Origin of the sequence: Oribacterium sinus (genome assembly GCF_963553175.1) — a bacterium.
In the GTDB taxonomy this organism is placed as follows: Bacteria; Bacillota; Clostridia; order Lachnospirales; family Lachnospiraceae; genus Oribacterium; species Oribacterium sinus_B.
This window is the reverse complement of sequence record NZ_CAUVME010000002.1, coordinates 62132-81463: the sequence shown is the minus strand read 5'-3', so window position 1 is coordinate 81463 and position 19332 is coordinate 62132. Positions and strand designations below refer to the sequence as shown.

The following is a 19332-nucleotide window of genomic DNA, read 5'->3' as shown; positions in this document are numbered from 1 at the left end:
ACCTTCCACACGCTAAAAAAAACTAAAGGAGAATTTATGCATTTTCAAGATCAAAAAACTAAGATGATGACTCAGGCGGCGTTGATTGCTGCTGTGTATGTGGCGTTGGTGCTGATTTTTAAGCCAATCAGCTTCGGAGCAATTCAGTTTCGTATTGCGGAAGCCCTTTGTATTTTGCCCTTTTTCAGCTTTGCGGCTGTTCCGGGCTTGGCAGTGGGCTGTCTTTTAGGAAACTTCTTTTCCGGAGCGGCCATGCCGGATGTTATCTTCGGAACCTTGGCTACCCTGATTGCTGCAATCTTAAGCTATCAGCTTCGGAACAAGAATAAGTTCCTGGTATGCGTTCCGCCCATCCTGGCCAATGCCATCATCGTGCCCTTCGTTTTACAGTACGCTTACGGGGTACCGGACAGCTATCCCTTCCTCTTTGCTACCGTGGGACTGGGAGAGGTCATTGCGGTAGGTGTTTTGGGAAATGTATTGCTTTTAGCTTTAGAAGGTAGGAAGGAAGTGCTTTTCGGCGCAGGAGTTTAACAGAAAAGCCGGTATTTTGCCGGAGGAAAAGCTTCTCCTTGGCAGGATAGAGAAGTTATGGTATAGGACGGAAGTAGAGAGCTCAACAACTAAGCAGTAGTAAGGAAATGCTTTAGGAGGAAATATGTACGATATTCATTTTGACAAACCACTTTGGGTGCACTTTATCGGAATAGGGGGTATCTCCATGAGCGGCCTGGCGGAAATTCTGCTGGATCGTCATTTTACCGTAACCGGATCGGATGCTAAAACTTCTCCTCTGACAGAGCACCTGGAAAGCTTGGGAATCAAGGTCTTTGTTCCCCAAAGCCGTCAAAATATTCAGGATGGGGTGGAGCTTTGTGTGTATACCGCCGCCATCTCCGAGGACAATGAGGAGTTTCAGGAGGTAAAGCGCAGAGGCATCCCCATGATGACTCGTGCAGATCTTCTGGGACGCATCATGCAAAATTATGCTACGGCAATCAATGTGGCCGGTACCCACGGAAAAACCACCACCACCTCCATGATTGGCGAGATTCTTATGGAGGCGGCAAAGGATCCTACTATTACGGTGGGGGGGATGATGAAGGATATCGGGGGAAATCTTCGGGTAGGACAATCCGACATTTTCCTGGCAGAGGCCTGTGAGTACACCAACTCCTTCCACTCCTTCTTCCCCAGCATTGCGGTGATTTTAAATGTGGAAGCGGACCATCTGGACTTTTTCAAGGATATTAATGAGATTCGGGATTCCTTCAAGACCTTTATCGAAAGATTGCCGGAGGATGGCCTTGTGGTCATCAACAAGGATATTCCTCATTATGAGTATTTCTTAGAGGATTTGGGCGGACGGAAGATAATTACCTTCGGTCATGGGGACGCGGATTATACGGCGAATTTTATTTCTTATGACCATTATGCAAGACCCAGTTTTACCCTCTTTGAGCACGGAGAGGATAGAGGCAAGGTGACACTTTCCGTTACCGGAGAGCACAATATCTACAATTCCCTGTCTGCCATTGCGGTGGCAAGATATTTGGGGATTTCCTTTGAGGATATCAAGGAGGCTCTGCATCGTTTTTCCGGAACGGATCGTCGTTTCCAGCGAAAGGGAAAAATTAACGGCTTTACCATTATTGATGACTATGCCCACCATCCCCAGGAGATTGCGGCAACCATTGCGGCGGCTCAGAAATATCCTCATAGAAAGCTCTGGATTGTTTTCCAGCCCCATACCTATTCCAGAACAAAGGCCTTAATGGAGGACTTTGCAGGAGCTTTGGCCCAGGCGGATGAGATTATTCTGGCAGACATTTACGCCGCCAGAGAGAAAAATACCGTAGGCATCAGTTCGGATGATTTGCGGAAGCTAATGCTTTCTCAAAACACCAACGTGTACTATATTCCGGATTTTCCTTCCATTGAGAAGTATATTTTAGAGCATGTGAAGGAGGGAGACCTTTTAATCACCATGGGTGCGGGAAATATCGTAGACGTGGGAGAGGATTTACTTTCTTTGGAAGGTGCGGAGAGAGAAGAATAGAATTTTTTGAAGAAGGTTTTTCATCGTGGAAGAAAAGGAATTTTTTCTTTTCCAAATGGTGGAAACCTTCTTTTTTATCTTTTTCAAGCCGGGGGAGTTTGGGGAAAGAAAATTATTTTCTTCTTTCCTGATTTTCCGGAAATCCACCTAAGAATTGTGGATAACCGGAGGGAAAATCCTTCAAAAAAGGATAGATAAACCCGGTAAAATCAAGCTTTTAAAGAAAATAAAAAAAGAAACCCACATTATCCACATTGCTGTGGATAAGTCCTGTGGATAAACTTGTGGAGTAGTCTTCTTGAACTGAAAAAGCTCCTATGTTATGATTTGCTCACCGACGACTTAGGGGAGAAAGGGAAGAGATGGAGATACAGTTTCAAGAGGGAATCCAGGCGGAGATTACTTGTGTTCCGAATGCATTTATAGACGAATATGTAGCCGAAGCCAATGGAGATTATGTGAAGGTGTATCTGTATTTGCTTCGCCATCAAAAAGAAAAGCTAAAGGGCAAGGAAATCGGTGAGGCCCTTTGTTTAACTGACCAGGACGTGAAAAGAGCCATCCTTTTTTGGGAGAAAAAGGGGGTATTAAAAGAGGGAACGGCCAGAGCTTTGGAGCGGGAATTGCAGTCGGAAGAGGCGGCTCTTCTTTCCGAGGAAAAGCTGTCTCAGAAAGAGAGGCTGAGCCGTATGGAAAGGACTTCTTTTTTTGATGAGCAAAAACAGGAAATGGACGGGAAAAAGCGGGAAATCGATGAGGAAGAATTTGGCGGTATTTTGTTTGTAGCCAAGCATTTGATGCCTGTGGTAACCCCTTCCCATGTCCAGCTTTTTGAATATATGTATCAGTCTCTGGAAATGGATGCGGAGCTGATTGAATTTTTCTTAGACTACTGTTGCAGTCTGCAAAAGACCAACTGTCGTTATATGCAGAAGGTGGCGGTGGACTGGCACGAATTGGGCATTCGAGATGTACGGGCTGCCAGAGAGCATGTGAAGAACTTTGATATGGCGAAGGGCATGAAGGCAGGAAGCGGAGAAGGTAAATCCGGCGGAAATACATTTTCTTCGAAAGGAAAGAGCGGAGGCACTTCCGGAGAGAAGAAGAGCAATCGTTTCCTGAACTTCAGTCAGGAAGAGGTAGACTATGATTCTTTGGCTAAGCAGAAGGCCTTAGAACGACTTGGACAGTTTCATACCGCTAAGTAGAGAAGAGGCAAAGCATGGCACTGAGTAACGGACAGGTTCAGGAGATACAAAGGATTCTTTCAGAAAGACAGCTGGAAGCCCATAGAAGATATTTAGAGAAAAGGGAAGAGATATTCCGTAAGCTTCCGGAACTGGAAGAGCTGGAGGAGAAGGTTAGAGCCTTCTCTTTATCCGTTGCCGGAGAAATGCAGCAGGGAAATCGTGAGGGACTCCTTCGACTAAAGGAAGAAATCGGAAAGCTGCATAAAGAAAAGAAAGCTCTTTTGGAAGGCGCGGGATATAAGATACAGGATTTAGAGGAAGAAGAGCATTTTTGCCCCCTTTGTCAGGATACCGGATATGTGGACGGGAAGAAATGCCAATGCTTTTTAAAGCTACAAGGAGAGCTTCTGTACCGACAGTCCCGTATGGGAGCGGTGCTGGAACGGGAAAACTTCTCCAAGTTCCAGTTGGAGCGCTTCGATAATATAGAGAAGCTGGGCCAGTGCGGAAACAAAACCCTGCGGGAATATATTAAGGAGATTCGGGACTATCTGACAAACTACTGCGAAGAATACCCGAAAAATAACCGCAGCATCCTCTTTACCGGCAGTACTGGAACCGGAAAAACCTATTTTCTCCATTCCATAGCCAAGGCCCTGTTGGATAGAGGCGTAAGTGTATTGTACTTTACCGCCACAGGACTCTTTGAGTATTTTTCCAAAAGGATGCGAGAAGAAGATACGGAAGACTATATCGAAGAGGTGGATGTGATTCTGATAGATGACTTGGGAACGGAATTTTCCAACAGCTTCACCACCTCCCGCTTTTTCGCCCTGCTGAATCAACGGATATTGGACCGAAAAACCATGCTGATATCTACAAATTTGAATTTTAAAGAATTACGAGAGACTTACTCCGACAGAGTGGTGTCCCGCTTCATGTCTGACTACGAGATCATCCCCTTATATGGGAAAGATCAGAGACTGTAAGAGAGAAGAAGGGGCTGTAAAAAATTAAAAAAATTTTCTAAGCAATATAGGTTTAAACTTGGGGCAAGCTCTCACTAGCTTAATCCTGTGTATTGAAAGACTGTATTTATCATAAAGATGCGCTCAAATGCAGTATGGGTCTACAATCGGGGCACGCTCCCGCTAAGCTCGCCCAACGGGTACAGTACTAACTTCAAGCTTCGCTTTGCTTGCTTTCAGTAAGTACTGACGGGCTCAGATTGCCCCTATTGTAGCCCCATACTGCATTATTCGCTTCACTTATTGATTTTTACAGATCTTCACTTCGCCGGATTTCGCAAGTATCGGGCTCAGACTACCCCAAGTTCAGACCTATATTGCCGAAAATCTCTTTAGTACTTTGATTTTTACAGCCCCTTCTTTCCATCACACCCTTAACTTTCCATCGAAGAGATATTTTGTGGAGAGGCGAAGTAAAAGTAGCAGTAGCTTTTGCCTTATGGCTTCGAATAAGGGGCAATCTGAGCCCGTCGGTACTAGCGAAAAACAAGGGAACTGCAGTTTTTCGCTTAGTATCCGTTGCGAGGCGAGGTTAGCGGGAGCGTGCCCCTGTTCCGAAGCCATAAGAGCAAAAGCGTTAACCCTTTTACGAAGAACACTCCAAAAATCTCTTCGACAAAAGTTTTTTCCTAAAAGCAAAAAAGAGCATAGACTTTTTCTTTGCTTTCCTGTATTTTTAATCCGTAAGTGTCTATATGTTTGGAAGGAGAATAGTCATGGCTGATTCCAGAACTTCACAGTTCATTGAGCGTATTCCGGTAGGACCTTTGGCTTTGATGCCGCTGAAGTCCATTGAGCCCTTGGGAAAGAAGGTAAACGATTACTTGGTTACCTGGAGAACCAAGAGAGAAAGTGAGCATAAGGAAACTCTTGCTTTTTCAGGGTATCAGAAATCGGATTACATTGTTCCCACAAGAATTTCCCGATTCGGAACAGGAGAGGCAAAGGGAGAAATCCTGGAGTCCGTACGAGGCGTGGACATTTACTTGATGGTGGATGTGATGAACTACTCCATGACCTATTCCATTTTCGGCCATGTGAACCACATGTCTCCGGATGACCACTATGCGGATTTAAAGAGACTGATTGCGGCAACCACAGGAAAGGCTAAGCGAATTAACGTCATTATGCCCTTCATGTATGAGTCCAGACAGCATAAGAGATCCGGAAGAGAGTCCTTAGACTGCGCTATGATGCTGCAGGAGCTTCATGAAATGGGCGTGGAGAATTTCTTAACCTTCGATGCTCATGATCCCAGAGTCATGAATGCCATTCCCAGAGACTCCTTTGACAATGTTTCCTGCACCTACCAGTTCGTTAAGGCACTTCTGATGAATGTAAATGATTTGGACATTGATAAGGATCATATGATGATTATTTCCCCGGATGAGGGCGGAATGAATCGTGCCATTTATTATGCCAATGTCTTAGGCTTAGATATGGGTATGTTCTATAAGAGAAGAGACTACACCCAGGTGGTGAACGGACGGAACCCTATCGTGGCTCATGAATTCTTGGGAACGGATGTGGAAGGAAAGGATGTTATCATCATCGATGATATGATTTCCTCCGGAGAGTCTTTAATCGATACAGCCAAGGCATTAAAGGACAGAAAGGCAAAGCGAGTTTATGCTTGCTGTACCTTCGGCTTATTTACCAACGGTCTTAACAAGTTCGATGAAGCCTATGCAGCCGGAATTCTGGCGGGAGTTTTGACCACAGACCTGATTTATCAGCCGGAAGAGCTGCTAAAGAGAGAATGGTATATCAATGTAAGCATGGCGAAGTACATTGCTCTGCTCATTGATAATATGAACCATGATATTTCCATTTCCTCTATCTTGGATCCGGTGGGCAGAATCAATAAGAGAGTTTCTGAATATAAGGAAGCCAGAGCTTCCCAGACAGAGCAGTTTAGCTTAGAGTTGGAAGATGATATGTAAAGAAAAGAGAGGCTTGGAAACAAGCCTTCTTTCTATATTTCCCCAATATAGTTTTTTATTATCCCTTTTGGTGGTTTTTGTTCATAGCACCCATTTTTCCGTGGAAGAGTTGCAGAGCGTAGCAAGGCTACCCTTTTTTGAGAGCTCTTTTTTGGAAAAATGGGAGTTTTTCTTTTCGGAATTCTTAGGCCAGGTAGCGGTTCCCGGATTTTTCTTTGTCAGTGGCTACCTGTTTTTCCGAAATTTGCAGAGCCTTTCCCAATGGAGAGAGAAGCTTGGAAAACGCTTTTTTTCCTATGTCCTCCCCTATCTTTTCTGGAATACCGGAATGACTGTCCTTTATCTTTTGTTTCAAAAGGCAGACTTTAGTATTCACGGGATTTTTGAGGGGATATTTCTTTATCGCTATCAGCCGGTATTTTGGTATTTTTTTCAGCTGATTCTTCTGACCTACGCCTGTCCATTCTTTGCCTTAGGTCTTTCTCTGTTCCGAAAATGCTTTTCTCCGAAGCTGGGGAACCTGCTTTTTGGCGTTTTTCCCCTCTTCTTTCTTGGCTTGGTGTATTTTCGTCTGGATATACCTTATCTCAATGAGGATGCGGCTTTTTACTATAGCTTTGGTGCTTATTTGGCATTGCTTGGTTTTGGCATTTCCGAGGAGGGGAAGAGTTTCTCTTATGAAAATACGAAGAAGAAATCTGCATTTTCCCCGTCTCTCCTCCTGCTCTCAGCCCTTCTTTGCTATGGCTATACAATCTTGGGAAAGACCATCGGGCTTTTGCTTTTGGCTACGGTTTTCTACCGTATCAGTACGGCAGTTTTCTTGCTTCTTCTTTGCCAAAGGGGCTTTTTTGCCTTTGGAAAAAAGTATGCGGACCATAATTTTTATCTGTATGCAGTGCATTATCTTTTTTTGCGACTTTGGTTTATGCTGCAAAAGCATTTTTTTCCGGAAGCGGGAGAGGCTTTGCTCTTTTGCTTTTACACTTTGAGTCCCGTGTACTGTCTGTTTTTATCCCAAGTCACGGCTTATCTTCTAAAAAAGTATGCGAATCCTTTATGGAGAATTTTAAATGGAGGAAGAGCTTCGTAGTATTTCGAGAGCCGAAATATTTAAAGAATAGAGCTGTTTTGGCTCTATAGGAAAGGGATGCTTTGGACCTATAGGAAAAAGAAGCTTTTAGAATTTTTTATGAATTAGCAAAAATCCTTTAACTTGACGAACCATCCTATTCGGACTAAACTGATACTGTTGCTAGGGGCGCTGTATGCTGAGAGGTGAAAACCAACCCTTTAACCTGACCTGGATAATGCCAGCGTAGGGAAGCTATAGTGAGCCCTCCATTGTCCTTTGGACAGCATAGGAGGATTTTTTTTATGCATAATAACACCAAAAAGATTGCTTTGTCCGGAGTTTGCGTAGCCATGTCTTTGGTACTGGGAATGATTAATCTCTTTTCCCTGCCGATGGGAGGATCGGTTACCGCCTGCTCCATGCTTTTTGCCACTTTACCGGGATTTTTCTTCGGCGGAACCTACGGATTCCTGTCCGGTTTGGCCTATGGCGCTCTGAGCTTCATTTTGAAGCCCTATTTTTATAGCCCTGCCCAGTTTATTACGGATTATGTTTTAGCCTTTACCGCCCTAGGTTTATCCGGCTTATTTTCCCAAAAGAAGCACGGCCTCTTTATCGGCTATATTGTGGCTTGTCTAGGACGCTTTTTCTTCGCCTTCTTATCCGGCGTACTGTTTTTCGCTTCCTATGCTCCGGAAGGCATGAATCCCGTTTGGTATTCCTTCAGCTACAATATCAGCTATATTTCCGTGGAAATGGTTCTTACCCTTGGGGTACTTTTGGTCCCTGCGGTACACAAAGGCCTGTATCGGATGAAGGGACAGCTTCTTTCCGAAGGAGCTTATGCCCGATAGCTTACGAGTCTGAATTAAAACTTATAAAAGGAACTGTAAAATCAAAATAAAAGAGATTTTCGGCAATATAGGTCTGAATAAGGGGTAGTCTGAGCTTGATACTTGCGAAAGACCGGCGAAGTGAAGGACTGAAAAAAATCAATAATTGAAGCGATTGATGCAGTGTGGGTCTATAATAGGGGCAATCTGAGCCCGTCAGTACTTACTGAAAGCAAGCAAAGCGAAGCTTGAAGTTAGTACTGTTACGAAGGCGAGGTTAGCGAGAGCGTGCCCCGATTATAGACCCACACTGCATCAGAGCGCCTTCTAATAATGAGTGCAGTCCTTCACTGCGCAGGGCGAAGCTAGCGAGAGCTTGCCCCAATTTCAGACCTGTATTGCTTAGAAATCTCTTTTGATTTTACAGTTCCTTTTTCTTTTAATCCAGATCGGTAACCTTCGGGGATTGAAGCTCTACGCTGTCCAGTCCCTCATCCAAGGTAATCACACCGCTGGCATTGACAGACCACTTATTGCCGTTTCCGTCACGGTATTTGGTCTTATTCTTCATGACTTTGCCGGATTCGTTCACCACGTAGCTTCTGTTTTGTCCGGGAAGGGTAACCTTCTGATAACGGGAGCCCTGATCCGCCTTTTGGAGACGTCCGTTAAAATACAGGTAATCCTGTTTGATACCGGTGACTCCTCGACCGTTTTGATCAAAGAAACAGGTGATGTTGTCTCCGTCTCCGTCCACCAGATTCATTCTTCCGGTTTTTACGGAACAGTCCGCCTTGTTGGCTCCGCAATAGTAGTAGCCCTCCGGAGCATTGGAAGCGGTGCGTCCCTTCTGAATGCCGTAAACGGGATTGCCCTTTTCATTGAAAAGGTAGCGCTTATCGTTGATTCTCTGGACTTCGTACACCCCTTCGTTACCTGCTGCGGGATGGCCGTTATTTTTAAAATAGAACCATTCCACATCTCCTGTGGAAAGCTTACTGCTGTTTCCCTCAGGGCCTACGGTGGAGTACCAGGTGCCGCTTAAACGCTGTCCCATCTTGAATTTATTATCGTTTTTCTCTGCGAAAAATACATAGCCGGCAATTTCCGGATTGGCATCATTTACCTCTGCCCAACCGGTAACCATGATACCGTTTTCATCAAATCCGTAGGAGGCATTGTCCAAGGTCTTTACCGCAACATGACCGTCCTTGGAGCGAAGCTTTTCTCCGGTACTTTGATTAAAATAGAACCAGTAGTTTCCGTTATTTCCCTTTCGATTTTCGTCGGCGGTAACGCCGGAGGGAAGGGGAAGCTGTTTCCAGCCGGTAATCATCTTTCCGGTACTCGGGTCGCAGTAATAATTATCATCATTTACCCAACCGGTCTGCATAATGCCGTTTCCGTCAAAATAGTAGAAGGAATCCTGTAATTTCAGCCAGCCGTCCTGCTTAAGGCTTCCGTCTTCTGTGGCATAATACCAAATGGTCTGGCCGTTCTGATTGATTTTAATCCAGGAGTTTTGCACCACAGAACCGTTATCATTTTGATAAACCTGCTGTCCTCTGCTGTTTACATTCCAGCCGGCTGCGAAAGCGGTGCCGGAAAAAAGGCCGATTCCTGCAACCAGCAGGAAGGGTAGGGTTCTCTTCTTCATTTTGTCCTCCAAATCTCTATAGGCAATCCTTAAAGGATGGTAAAAATATATTATTTCAGCTTCTCTTTATAATACTATCTTTTTCTCATAGGAAAAACAACGAATTTTTCCTAACGAAAAGGACAAAAAGCTTACGGTTTAAGAACGTTCTTCCCCTTGAAACCATCTGGCGGAACAACCGCAGGGCAGTACCTGATTGCTTTCTGCAATGGGCAAGCCCACTTCCTGGGAATCCACGATGCCTCCACGGCTTTTTTGAATCAAATCCTTCAGCATATAGGCCATAACTCCCGGCTGTAATCCGGTGGTGTAGGAATTTAAGAGGAAAAAGAGGGCGTCCTTTTTCAAAATCTTTTCGCTCAGCTGTAAAAAGGGATAGATGCTGTCTTCGATTTTCCAAATTTCTCCTTTGGGACCTCTGCCGTAGGAAGGGGGATCCATGATGATGCCGTCGTACTGATTGCCTCTTCGAATTTCCCGCTCCACAAATTTCACACAGTCATCCACCAGATAGCGGATGGGGGCGGAAGCAAGACCGGAAAGCTCGGCATTTTCCTTGGCCCATTGCACCATGCCTTTGGAGGCATCCACATGGGTCAGCTCCGCACCGGCCTTTGCTGCGGCCAAGGTAGCTCCTCCGGTATAGGCAAAAAGATTTAAAACCTTGATGGGCGTCTTATCTCCCTTTTTCAGTCTTCTCTTTTTTTCTTCCGCAATCTTTTCGGAAAACCAATCCCAGTTGGCTGCCTGCTCCGGGAACAGTCCGGTGTGCTTAAAAGCAAAGGGCTTTAAATGGAAGGCAAGGCTCTGCTCCGGATTTCCGTTCAGCCCATAGGAAATCTTCCACTGCTTGGGCAGGTCGAAAAATTCCCAGTCTCCTCCCCCGGCCTTGGAACGGTGGTAGTGACCGTTACATTTTTTCCACAGAGGATTTTTCTTCGGATTTTGCCAAATGACCTGGGGGTCCGGTCTACGCAAAATATACTTTCCCCAACGCTCTAATTTTTCTCCGGAAGAGCTGTCCAAAACGGCATAATCCACCCAATTCTTTGCTAGAAACATTTTTCCTCCTTAAAAGCCCGACAAACTGGCATTTATCCTAGCATTCTTTTAGGAAAATGACAAGAAATGCGGGAAAAAGAAAAGAATCCCAAGACCGCCCTTTTCGGATAGAAAATTTATGTTAAAATAGGGGACGATACAGACCGGATAGGGAAAATTCCCGAGGAGGAAGCTTGATTATCGAAGAAACAAAAGACTACCTGGTGTTTTATAAGGAAGCAGGGCTGGATAGTGAAAAGGATGCTCCTAAGGACTGCCTTCCCATCCACCGCCTGGATAAGGTGGCTTCCGGTCTTTTATTGTACGGAAAAAATAAGGAGGCTACGGCGGCTTTGTCCAGGCAGCTGACAGAGAAAAAAATCAAAAAACGTTATCATATCGTGGTACCCAAGGGAGAAGAGGGAAAAGCTTTACCGGAGGAGGGATGCTTTCAGGACTATCTCTATAAGGACAGCAAAAAGCAGAAGTGTTTTCCGGTGAAAAGCCTTAGAAAGGGCGTAAAGGAAGCGATTCTCCGCTATAAGATTGTGGAGGAAAATGGGGAGTGGATGCTTCTGGATGTGGAGCTGGAAACCGGACGCTTTCATCAGATTCGTGCCCAGTTTGCAAGTCGGGGCTTTCCTCTATACGGAGACGGAAAATACGGTTCCCGGCAGAAAGGGACAGTGGGCTTACACTGCTATCAACTCTCTTTTTTGGATGTAAAGACGAGAGAGGAAAGACGGTATGAGATAAAAAATCCTGAGGGAGAGCCCTGGAGTATTTTTGAAAACGCTATGGAGCCTAAAAGCTAATGCTATAAGAAAAACCAACACAGAGACATTCCCTGAAATACAAAAGCTATGAAGGGGAAAACGAAAAGAAAATAGCTAAGAAGAGAAAAATAGAAAAGAAGAGAAAAAGAAAGTAGGAGTCATGCAAAACGGAGATATGCCATTAAAGAAGAAAAAGAAGTCGGTGGCTTCCCGAAGAAATCCGGGGGAAGAACAGAGGAAGGATGCGGAAGAGCAGAGGGATGGCGGAGCAGGGAAGGAAATCGGCTTAGGGAAGGATGGGAAGTCAAGCTCCATCGATTATCGTTTCACTCCTTGCCTGGAAAGCTTTCGTTGTGCCCACTGCGGAAAGGAAATTCATCCTGAGGGAGCAGGTTCTCAGCATAGAAATCATTGTCCCCACTGCCTGTACAGCCTCCATGTGGATGAGGAGCCGGGAGATCGGAAAGCCGGCTGTCGTGGGCAAATGGAGCCCATCGGGGTGATTTCCAAAGGAGACGGGGATTGGAGCATTCTACACCTTTGTAAGTCCTGCGGAAAGCTCTCTTTAAACCGGGCTTTGGCGGATGATAACCCTCTTCTTTTGATGCAGCTTGCGGTGAAGCCCCTGTCTTCTCCCCCCTTTCCCATGTCCTTCCTGTCTTACTTTTTGGAAGAAAAGGGAAAGTAAGGCTAAGGCCGGTAAAGCTTAACAGAGAGCAAGAAAGTAAAGAGAAGCAGAATAGAGTAGTAAAGATAAGTGTAGTAAAGCAAAGAGAAGTAAAGCAAAGAGAAGTAGCATAAAGAGAAGTAGCATAAAGAGTAGTGCAGTAAAGAGTAGTGTAGTAAAGAGCAGTGTAGTAAAGCGTGGTATAGCCAAAAGCGGTATAGTGAGATGAGGCTTAAAGTAGAATAGGAGTAGTATGAAAAAGAATCTTTTGGTGGCTCAGTCCGGCGGACCTACTGCGGTAATCAATGCCAGTCTTTCCGGGGTAATCTGGAAGGCTATGCAGGAGGAAAAGATCGATAAAATCTATGGGGCACAGCATGGCATTGCCGGCGTGTTTTCAGAGGAATTTGTGGAGCTGAAGGCCTGCGCCGAAAAGCAGATGGAAGAGCGTTTTCCGAAAAAAGAGGAAGAAAGTATCCTCCTTTCTCCTTTTGGAGACTTTCTTTTGGAAAAAGGAAGCACAAGGCAGGAGGCGGCGTTTTTTTCCAGACTGGCTCAGACCCCTGCGGCGGCTCTTGGTTCCTGTCGTCTAAAATTAAAAAATCCTCAGGAAGACCCAAGGGAGTTTAAGGAGCTCTTAGCTGTTTTTAAAGCGTGGAATATCGGTTATTTTCTCTATATCGGGGGAAATGATTCCATGGATACCGCCTGGAAGCTGTCCGCCTACTGCAAGGAACAGGGGGAGGACATCGTGGTGGTGGGGGTACCCAAAACCATAGATAACGACTTGGAAGGAATCGATCATTGTCCCGGCTTCGGTTCCTCCGCCAAGTATATTGCAGCCTCTCTTTTGGAGCTGGAGCGGGAGTGTCTGGTTTATGACACCAAATATGTAATGATTGTGGAAATGATGGGAAGAAATGCAGGCTGGCTTACCGCCGCCGCAGCTCTTTCCGCAGAAAAAGGAAGTATTCCTTACCTTATTTATCTGGAGGAGCAGAGCTTTTCCAAGGAGCAGTTCCAAAAGGACGTGGAGAAAGCTCTGGAAAAGTCCGACCAGGTGATGGTAGCGGTTTCGGAGGGCATTAAGGACAGTAACGGAAAATTCCTTTATACTTACGGTCGAGAGGAAGGGAACAAAGATGCCTTTGGACACAGCATTGCCGGAGGAGCGGGAGCGGTACTGGAGCAGATGATTTTAGAGAAAATGTCGGTGAAAACCAGAAGCATCGAGTTTAATCTCTTACAGCGCTGTGCAGGACATTTGCTTTCGAAAACCGATGTGGAAGAGTCCTTTTTACTGGGAGCACAGGCAGTGGAACTGGCAGTATTGGGAGAAAACGGGAAAATGTCGTCTCTTCGGAGAATATCCTCCGAACAGAACTCTTCTGAGAAGTCTCCCGGACAGAAGGATTCGGAGAATTCCAATACCGGGAAATCCCCTAAAGCGGGAATCGGATATGCTGTAGAGTATTCCGCAGTTCCTCTTTCCGAGGTGGCCAATCAGGAGAAAAAAATTCCTTTATCTTGGATCGGAAAGGACGGACACAGTCTGGAAGAGGAGGCCTTAGCCTATCTTCGTCCCTTGATTTTAGGAGAATACAGCTGTGATTTCGTGGATGGGCTTCCCCAATATATTTCTTTTTTTGAGAAGTCCGGAAAATAAATTTTTCCCTGTATTCCGGGAGTAATCCATAAGAGACAGGCAATTGAAACTTTTTCATAAAGGGAAAATATTCTTTAAAGGGAGAAGCAATTTAAACATTCCTCGGGAGGTATGAGATGGATATTAGAAAAGCTTATGTAGCCAATAAAAATCGTTATGATAGTATGGAATATCGAAAGGCGGGGGAATCCGGTTTGTATCTTCCGGCTATTTCTCTGGGACTTTGGCATAACTTCGGGGAACGGAATTCTCAGGAGCAGATGCAGGATATTCTTAGGGAGGCCTTCGACTTAGGCATCACCCATTTTGATTTAGCCAACAATTACGGTCCTCCCTATGGAGAGGCGGAGCGAAATTTCGGGATTCTGTATCAAAGAGATTTTCGCCCTTATCGGGAGGAGCTCTTAATCAGTACCAAGGCGGGCTATGATATGTGGGAAGGACCCTATGGAAATGGTGGCTCCCGAAAGTATTTGCTTACCAGCTGTGATGCTTCCTTAAAGCGTATGCAGCTGGATTATGTGGATATTTTCTATCATCATCGTATGGATCCGGATACCCCTTTGATGGAGACTATGCTGGCTCTGCTTCAGATTGTACAGTCCGGCAAGGCCATCTATGCAGGAATCTCCAACTATGACGGTGAAACCATGAAGAAGGCTGTGGAGATTGCGAAGGAAATACGGCTTCCCTTGGTCATTAACCAAAACCGTTATTCCATCTTGGATAGGAAGGTGGAGGAAAATGGCTTAAAGACTGCTGCTAAAGAAGAAGGCATGGGACTTATTTGCTTCAGTCCTTTGGCTCAGGGACTCTTATCCGACCGTTATCTAGAGGGAATCCCCGAGGACTCTCGTATGATGAAGGACGGAAGATATCTGCATCAAGAAGACTTTAGCGAGGAAAAACGGCAAATGCTTTTAAGGCTTGCTCAGATTGCTAAGAAAAGAGGGCAGAGTCTTTCGGAAATGGCCCTTTCCTGGGTGCTTCGAGACGAAGCTACCACTTCCGTACTTGTGGGGGTGAGTAAGAAGGAACAGCTTTGGGAGAATGTGAGAGCTTTGGAGAATACCTGTTTTACTACGGAAGAGGAAGAGGCCATTCGGGAAGTAGTAGGATAAATCCCGGGGTACTTCTTTAATTCTTAAATGCATGCTGTGTTTATTTGGAAAAAACAAAAAATCTATAAATTTTTAGAAAGAAAAGAGAGAAAGCTGGACTTTCCTCTTTTTTTTTATTAGAATTAAAAAGTCAGGAGAAGAAGCGAAGGAACGGAAAAAAATACTGATGGCAGTTTTTAAGGAAAACTGCTTTTCTTGATACAAGGAGAATAAAAATGCCCAAGCGGGGAAAGGTCCTTCATAAGGAGGATAGAAAAAATAGTGTTGGCCGTCTGCTTTTCGTTATATTGGCAGTAATTATACAAATTACATGGTTTTGGTTCTTTCTGTACTATTTAACGGAAAGTTATCTTTGGGCATCCATTTTTGCCAAAGTGCTTGCCGCAGTTATGGTTTTGGGCGTTTTTTCCAAGCGCAGCAATGCCTCTATTAAGATGACTTGGATTTTTATTATCATGGCATTTCCTATTTTGGGAATGCTTCTGTATCTCTTGGTGTACGGTTCAGGATTTACCAAAACCATGCGGAAGAGAATAGAAGCGGCGGATGCCATGCTCTTTCCTTACCTGGATCAGTCCCATTTGATTTTGGACCAGTTGAAGAAAGAAAATAAGGTAGTGGGAAATCAGTTTTCCTACTTGGAAAATACAGGAAAGTTCCCGGTGTATCGTAACACCGAGGTGGTGTTTTATAAGGAAGCTTCCATAGGCTTAGAGGCTCAGCTGGAGGCTCTTTCTGAAGCGAAGAAGTTCATTTTTATGGAATATCATGCCATAGAGGATCGGCAGTCCTTTGGAGAGATTAAAGCCATTCTTCGAAAGAAGGCGGAGGAAGGGGTGGAAGTACGCCTTTTCTATGATGATGTAGGCTCCTTAGGCTTTATTGATCCGAAATTTGTACAGGAGATGGAGGAGTGGGGGATTCAGTGTCGTATCTTTAACCCCATTGTCCCCATGGTAAACCTGTTTATGAATAATAGAGACCATAGGAAGATTACCGTTGTGGACGGTCAGGTAGGTTTTACCGGAGGCTATAATTTAGCGGATGAGTATTTTAATATTCACTCTCCTTATGGCTACTGGAAGGATACGGGAATTCGTCTTAGAGGCGAGGCGGTTGGAACCTTGACCCTTCTGTTCCTGGAAATGTGGCATGCCATGGACGATAGTCCGGTCCGGGGGCTTTATAATTATTTACCAAGACAATGGGAGAGATATAACGGACAGGGATATTGCCTGCCTTACGCCTATGCTCCCACGGATGAGATGCCCTTGGCAGAGGATGTGTATCTGAATATGATTCATTCTGCTACAGAGAGCGTGTACATTACCACTCCTTATCTCATCATTACCGACGAGATGAGTAGAGCCTTGTGTCTTGCGGCAAAGCGTGGGGTGGATGTGAGAATTGTGCTACCGGGAATTCCGGATAAAGGCTTTGTTTTTGCCATCAGTCGATCTTACTATCCCCAGCTCCTTCGAGCAGGGGTAAGAATTTATGAATATACTCCGGGCTTTATACATTCCAAGCAACTGCTGGTAGACCATGTTTTGGCGGCGGTGGGAACCATTAATATGGATTACCGTTCCCTCTACCACCATTTTGAAAATGGCGTTCTATTGTATGAGAGCCCCTGTATTTTTGATATTGCAGATGACTTTTATGAGCTTTTCCGCACTGCTACGGAAGTCAGTCCGGAAAAGGGACATAATCGAAGCCTCTTCACCAGAATGAGGCAAGGTGTTCTAAGATTGATTGCACCCTTACTATGATTTTAGAATGCAAACTTTCAGACTACTCCCTTAAAAATTTAATATATTTTAAAAGATTTATTTCTGTAAATATGTTAAAATAAGTCTGTTCAATCGACAATTGAAGACAAAGGGAGGAAACAGAATGAAAAATTGTCCGAATTGTGGACAGGAAGTCCAAGACGAGGAGAAGTTTTGTGAGCACTGCGGAGAAAAGCTGGAAGGCGCAGAAACTGTAAGCGCTGAGGCAGGTGCTACCGGTGCTGAAACAAGCGCTGCAGCAGAAAGCAGTGAGCTTGGAGCGAATGCTGATCATGCAGTAAGTGCTGCAACAGCTACAGAAGCTGCTCCTGTAGAGCCCCAGGCAAGCTATTCCTATGCACAGACTTTAGAGGAGGCTCCTGCGGGAAAGAAGGGCATGAAGCTTTTAATCCCTGTCGTTGCCGTAATTATTCTTCTTTGCGCAGGCTTTTTTGCCTTTGGAAAGAAGTTACTTTCCGGTGGCGTGGCTTTAAGCACAGAGCAGAAGTTCCTTCATTATCAGGAGAAGTATCTCCAGGATAAGATGGATGCCATGGTGGCCTTAGGCTTTATTAACGAGGATTTAAAGCAGTCTTCCGATATGACCCTTACCGGAGAAATCGAAGGCAGTGACGAAATGAATAAGTATCTGAAGGATTCTCAGATTCAGTTAAAGTATGACATGGATGCGGAGAAGAATTCCTTTATCGTGAATTTAAGTGCCAAGATCATGGGTACAGATTTACTGGAAGGCTTTGCGGATTATCGTGACGGAAAAATCGGCTTTGCGATTCCTGTAGCGGATGAGCACTACTATCGGGGAGATTTAAAGACCATTATGAAGAATCTCACCGAGCAGGATATTGTGGCTCCGGATTTAAAGAAGTCTGCAGAGAACAGAAAGCGTCTGGCAGAGATTTCCAAGAAGTACGGAGAACTCCTTGTCGGTAGCATGAATAAGGATAACTTAACGGTAGAAAAGAAGGAATTCACCTTAGAGAATCTGAAGGAGAAGTATACCGGAGAGGTTTACGTATTTAAGCCCACAGAGGAAGATTTAAAGAATTTCTATGAGAAGCTGGCAGATACGGTAGAAAAGGACAGTGATTTAGAGTCTCTTTTAGAGGATGTTTATGCGACCAGCACCTGGGACAGCGCTTTAGGCATGGGAGATGCAAAAACGCCGAAGGATCAACTTAGTGAGCTGGCAAAGGAGATTCGTGATAATGCTGCGGATACCGCAAAGGAGATGGCGGACAATGAATTCCAGTGGCAGATTGCGGTTGTTGACGGAGATTTAAGACAGGTTCTGCTTTCTACAAAGGACGATTCCTTCTCTCTGGAGATTGCCAAGAAGGGCAAAGAGGTTACCGAGCAGATCAATGTTGTAAGCTCCAGCTCCGAGAATATGTACTTAAAGAACAGCTACAGCGTAAAGGATAAGATGCTGGAGGGAAGCATTTCCGGCGGTAACGGTGTTCTGGATGTTAAGGCTTTGGAATATAAGATTGATACAACCAAGCATTCTGCTTTAATGCCTTATGGAACCTATATTGTAGAGGATCCTACAGGAATGGGAGCAAAGCTTACCCTTACAGTTTCTGATGGAGAGAAGGGCAGCAGCGATCATGAGATTGTAGTAGAGGGCTTACAGAACTACTATATGCCATTTAGCAGTGCGAAGATTAATCTGAACACCACCAAGACCGGTACAGCTACCCTTCCGAAGGAAGAGGAAGTGGATATTTCCAACTACAGCCAGGAGGATTTCGATAAGTTGAGCGAGACTATTGGAAATGGCTTAGCGAAGGTAGCATCTACTTTACAGGGAGAACTTGCAGGATGATGAAGGAGAGCCTTTGTGAGATAAACAACTTAGGCCTTAGGTATCATAGAGGAGAGAGCGCCATATTACAGGGGCTCTCTCTTTCCCTATTCAAAGGAGAAATCGTAGGGATTCGCGGAGAAAATGGTGCCGGAAAAAGCAGCCTTTTAAAGGCTATTGCCGGTCTGCTTCCTTATCAGGAGGGAGAAATCCGGATGCCTAAGGAGGTTCGAAAGGGTCTTTCCTATCTGCCCCAGGACCTGTCCCTCTATGACAGCCTGACGGCATTGGAAAATCTGATTTTTTACGGAAAAATTCAGGGAATACCGGGGAGGCTTTTAAAAACCAGAGGGAACTGGCTTCTGGAGGAGTTGGGACTTTCTCAAAAAAGCCGGGAAAAGCTGTCCGCCCTGTCCGGGGGAATGAAGCGCCGGGTGCATTTGGCATCGGCTCTCATGCTTCGTCCAAGCATTTTGCTTTTGGATGAGCCCACCGTAGGCTGTGATGAGGAATCCTATCACAGGATTCGAGACCTGCTTTTAAAAATGAAGAAGCAGGGCACGGGGATGTTGCTCATCAGCCACGGAAGAGGAGAGCTGGAGGATCTGGCAGATAGAATTTTAACTCTGGAACAGGGAAAGCTAAGGGAGAAGTGTATATCATCGGATTGAAGTCATCC

At 45.1% G+C, this 19332-nt stretch carries 16 protein-coding genes and 1 riboswitch; of the genes, 14 read left to right on the top strand and 2 right to left on the bottom strand.

Annotation, left to right across the window (positions count from 1 at the left end; genetic code table 11):
* The first annotated feature begins 36 nt into the window (after positions 1 to 36).
* From RYO92_RS00895 to thiT, 7 genes are all read left to right on the top strand, one after another.
* Positions 37 to 534: a QueT transporter family protein gene (locus tag RYO92_RS00895; protein WP_315369173.1), complete on the top strand. Its 498-nt coding sequence runs from the start codon at positions 37 to 39 to the stop codon at positions 532 to 534.
* 124 nt (positions 535 to 658) lie between these two features.
* Positions 659 to 2059 (top strand): UDP-N-acetylmuramate--L-alanine ligase, encoded by a 1401-nt coding sequence (gene murC, locus RYO92_RS00890; protein ID WP_007157456.1) that lies wholly within the window; start codon positions 659 to 661, stop codon positions 2057 to 2059.
* 362 nt (positions 2060 to 2421) lie between these two features.
* Positions 2422 to 3267: a DnaD domain-containing protein gene (locus RYO92_RS00885; protein WP_315369172.1), complete on the top strand. Its 846-nt coding sequence runs from the start codon at positions 2422 to 2424 to the stop codon at positions 3265 to 3267.
* Positions 3268 to 3281: 14 nt separating this feature from the next.
* A complete protein-coding gene (locus RYO92_RS00880; RefSeq protein ID WP_315369171.1) occupies positions 3282 to 4238 on the top strand; it encodes an ATP-binding protein in 957 nt (318 codons plus the stop codon).
* 755 nt (positions 4239 to 4993) lie between these two features.
* Positions 4994 to 6220 (top strand): ribose-phosphate pyrophosphokinase, encoded by a 1227-nt coding sequence (locus RYO92_RS00875; RefSeq protein ID WP_183684731.1) that lies wholly within the window; start codon positions 4994 to 4996, stop codon positions 6218 to 6220.
* The gene (locus RYO92_RS00870) at positions 6210 to 7313 is read left to right on the top strand and encodes an acyltransferase (RefSeq protein ID WP_315369170.1); all 1104 of its coding nucleotides are present in this window, start codon (positions 6210 to 6212) and stop codon (positions 7311 to 7313) included. The genes RYO92_RS00875 and RYO92_RS00870 overlap by 11 nt, the downstream gene beginning before the upstream one ends.
* 154 nt (positions 7314 to 7467) lie before the next feature.
* A riboswitch (TPP riboswitch) is annotated at positions 7468 to 7562 on the top strand.
* A 35-nt stretch (positions 7563 to 7597) separates the two neighbouring features.
* Positions 7598 to 8149, top strand: a complete 552-nt coding sequence (gene thiT, locus RYO92_RS00865; protein WP_007157448.1) for an energy-coupled thiamine transporter ThiT — start codon at positions 7598 to 7600, stop codon at positions 8147 to 8149.
* Between the two features lie 418 nt (positions 8150 to 8567).
* Here thiT and RYO92_RS00860 read toward each other — a convergent pair whose 3' ends face one another.
* Positions 8568 to 9785: a cell wall-binding protein gene (locus tag RYO92_RS00860; RefSeq protein ID WP_315369169.1), complete on the bottom strand. Its 1218-nt coding sequence runs from the start codon at positions 9783 to 9785 to the stop codon at positions 8568 to 8570.
* A 138-nt stretch (positions 9786 to 9923) separates the two neighbouring features.
* Positions 9924 to 10847 carry a class I SAM-dependent methyltransferase gene (locus tag RYO92_RS00855; RefSeq protein WP_315369168.1) on the bottom strand — a complete coding sequence of 308 codons (924 nt, stop codon included), beginning with the start codon at positions 10845 to 10847 and terminating at the stop codon, positions 9924 to 9926.
* A gap of 173 nt (positions 10848 to 11020) precedes the next feature.
* Between RYO92_RS00855 and RYO92_RS00850 the strand changes: the two genes are divergently transcribed.
* The 7 genes from RYO92_RS00850 (at position 11021) to RYO92_RS00820 (ending at position 19324) form a co-directional block, all read left to right on the top strand.
* Positions 11021 to 11641: an RluA family pseudouridine synthase gene (locus tag RYO92_RS00850; RefSeq protein ID WP_315369167.1), complete on the top strand. Its 621-nt coding sequence runs from the start codon at positions 11021 to 11023 to the stop codon at positions 11639 to 11641.
* Between the two features lie 121 nt (positions 11642 to 11762).
* Positions 11763 to 12290: an RNHCP domain-containing protein gene (locus RYO92_RS00845; RefSeq protein ID WP_315369166.1), complete on the top strand. Its 528-nt coding sequence runs from the start codon at positions 11763 to 11765 to the stop codon at positions 12288 to 12290.
* A 232-nt stretch (positions 12291 to 12522) separates the two neighbouring features.
* A complete protein-coding gene (locus RYO92_RS00840; protein WP_315369165.1) occupies positions 12523 to 13935 on the top strand; it encodes a 6-phosphofructokinase in 1413 nt (470 codons plus the stop codon).
* A gap of 116 nt (positions 13936 to 14051) precedes the next feature.
* Entirely contained in the window at positions 14052 to 15056 is a 1005-nt protein-coding gene (locus tag RYO92_RS00835; protein ID WP_315369164.1) for an aldo/keto reductase, read from the top strand.
* Positions 15057 to 15271: 215 nt separating this feature from the next.
* A complete protein-coding gene (cls, locus tag RYO92_RS00830; protein WP_315369163.1) occupies positions 15272 to 16828 on the top strand; it encodes a cardiolipin synthase in 1557 nt (518 codons plus the stop codon).
* Between the two features lie 124 nt (positions 16829 to 16952).
* On the top strand, positions 16953 to 18674 hold the full coding sequence (locus tag RYO92_RS00825) for a zinc ribbon domain-containing protein (protein WP_315364634.1): 1722 nt from the start codon (positions 16953 to 16955) through the stop codon (positions 18672 to 18674).
* The gene (locus RYO92_RS00820; RefSeq protein WP_315369162.1) at positions 18671 to 19324 is read left to right on the top strand and encodes an ABC transporter ATP-binding protein; all 654 of its coding nucleotides are present in this window, start codon (positions 18671 to 18673) and stop codon (positions 19322 to 19324) included. The genes RYO92_RS00825 and RYO92_RS00820 overlap by 4 nt, the downstream gene beginning before the upstream one ends.
* Positions 19325 to 19332: the final 8 nt, after the last annotated feature.

What these genes read in the sequence shown, in the direction of transcription:
- RYO92_RS00895 (WP_315369173.1), top strand. Translation starts at nt 37, where the DNA reads ATGCATTTTCAAGATCAAAAAACTAAGATGATGACTCAGGCGGCGTTG.
- murC (WP_007157456.1), top strand. Translation starts at nt 659, where the DNA reads ATGTACGATATTCATTTTGACAAACCACTTTGGGTGCACTTTATCGGA.
- RYO92_RS00885 (WP_315369172.1), top strand. Translation starts at nt 2,422, where the DNA reads ATGGAGATACAGTTTCAAGAGGGAATCCAGGCGGAGATTACTTGTGTT.
- RYO92_RS00880 (WP_315369171.1), top strand. Translation starts at nt 3,282, where the DNA reads ATGGCACTGAGTAACGGACAGGTTCAGGAGATACAAAGGATTCTTTCA.
- RYO92_RS00875 (WP_183684731.1), top strand. Translation starts at nt 4,994, where the DNA reads ATGGCTGATTCCAGAACTTCACAGTTCATTGAGCGTATTCCGGTAGGA.
- RYO92_RS00870 (WP_315369170.1), top strand. Translation starts at nt 6,210, where the DNA reads ATGATATGTAAAGAAAAGAGAGGCTTGGAAACAAGCCTTCTTTCTATA.
- thiT (WP_007157448.1), top strand. Translation starts at nt 7,598, where the DNA reads ATGCATAATAACACCAAAAAGATTGCTTTGTCCGGAGTTTGCGTAGCC.
- RYO92_RS00860 (WP_315369169.1), bottom strand. Translation starts at nt 9,785, where the DNA reads ATGAAGAAGAGAACCCTACCCTTCCTGCTGGTTGCAGGAATCGGCCTT.
- RYO92_RS00855 (WP_315369168.1), bottom strand. Translation starts at nt 10,847, where the DNA reads ATGTTTCTAGCAAAGAATTGGGTGGATTATGCCGTTTTGGACAGCTCT.
- RYO92_RS00845 (WP_315369166.1), top strand. Translation starts at nt 11,763, where the DNA reads ATGCAAAACGGAGATATGCCATTAAAGAAGAAAAAGAAGTCGGTGGCT.
- RYO92_RS00840 (WP_315369165.1), top strand. Translation starts at nt 12,523, where the DNA reads ATGAAAAAGAATCTTTTGGTGGCTCAGTCCGGCGGACCTACTGCGGTA.
- RYO92_RS00835 (WP_315369164.1), top strand. Translation starts at nt 14,052, where the DNA reads ATGGATATTAGAAAAGCTTATGTAGCCAATAAAAATCGTTATGATAGT.
- cls (WP_315369163.1), top strand. Translation starts at nt 15,272, where the DNA reads ATGCCCAAGCGGGGAAAGGTCCTTCATAAGGAGGATAGAAAAAATAGT.
- RYO92_RS00825 (WP_315364634.1), top strand. Translation starts at nt 16,953, where the DNA reads ATGAAAAATTGTCCGAATTGTGGACAGGAAGTCCAAGACGAGGAGAAG.
- RYO92_RS00820 (WP_315369162.1), top strand. Translation starts at nt 18,671, where the DNA reads ATGATGAAGGAGAGCCTTTGTGAGATAAACAACTTAGGCCTTAGGTAT.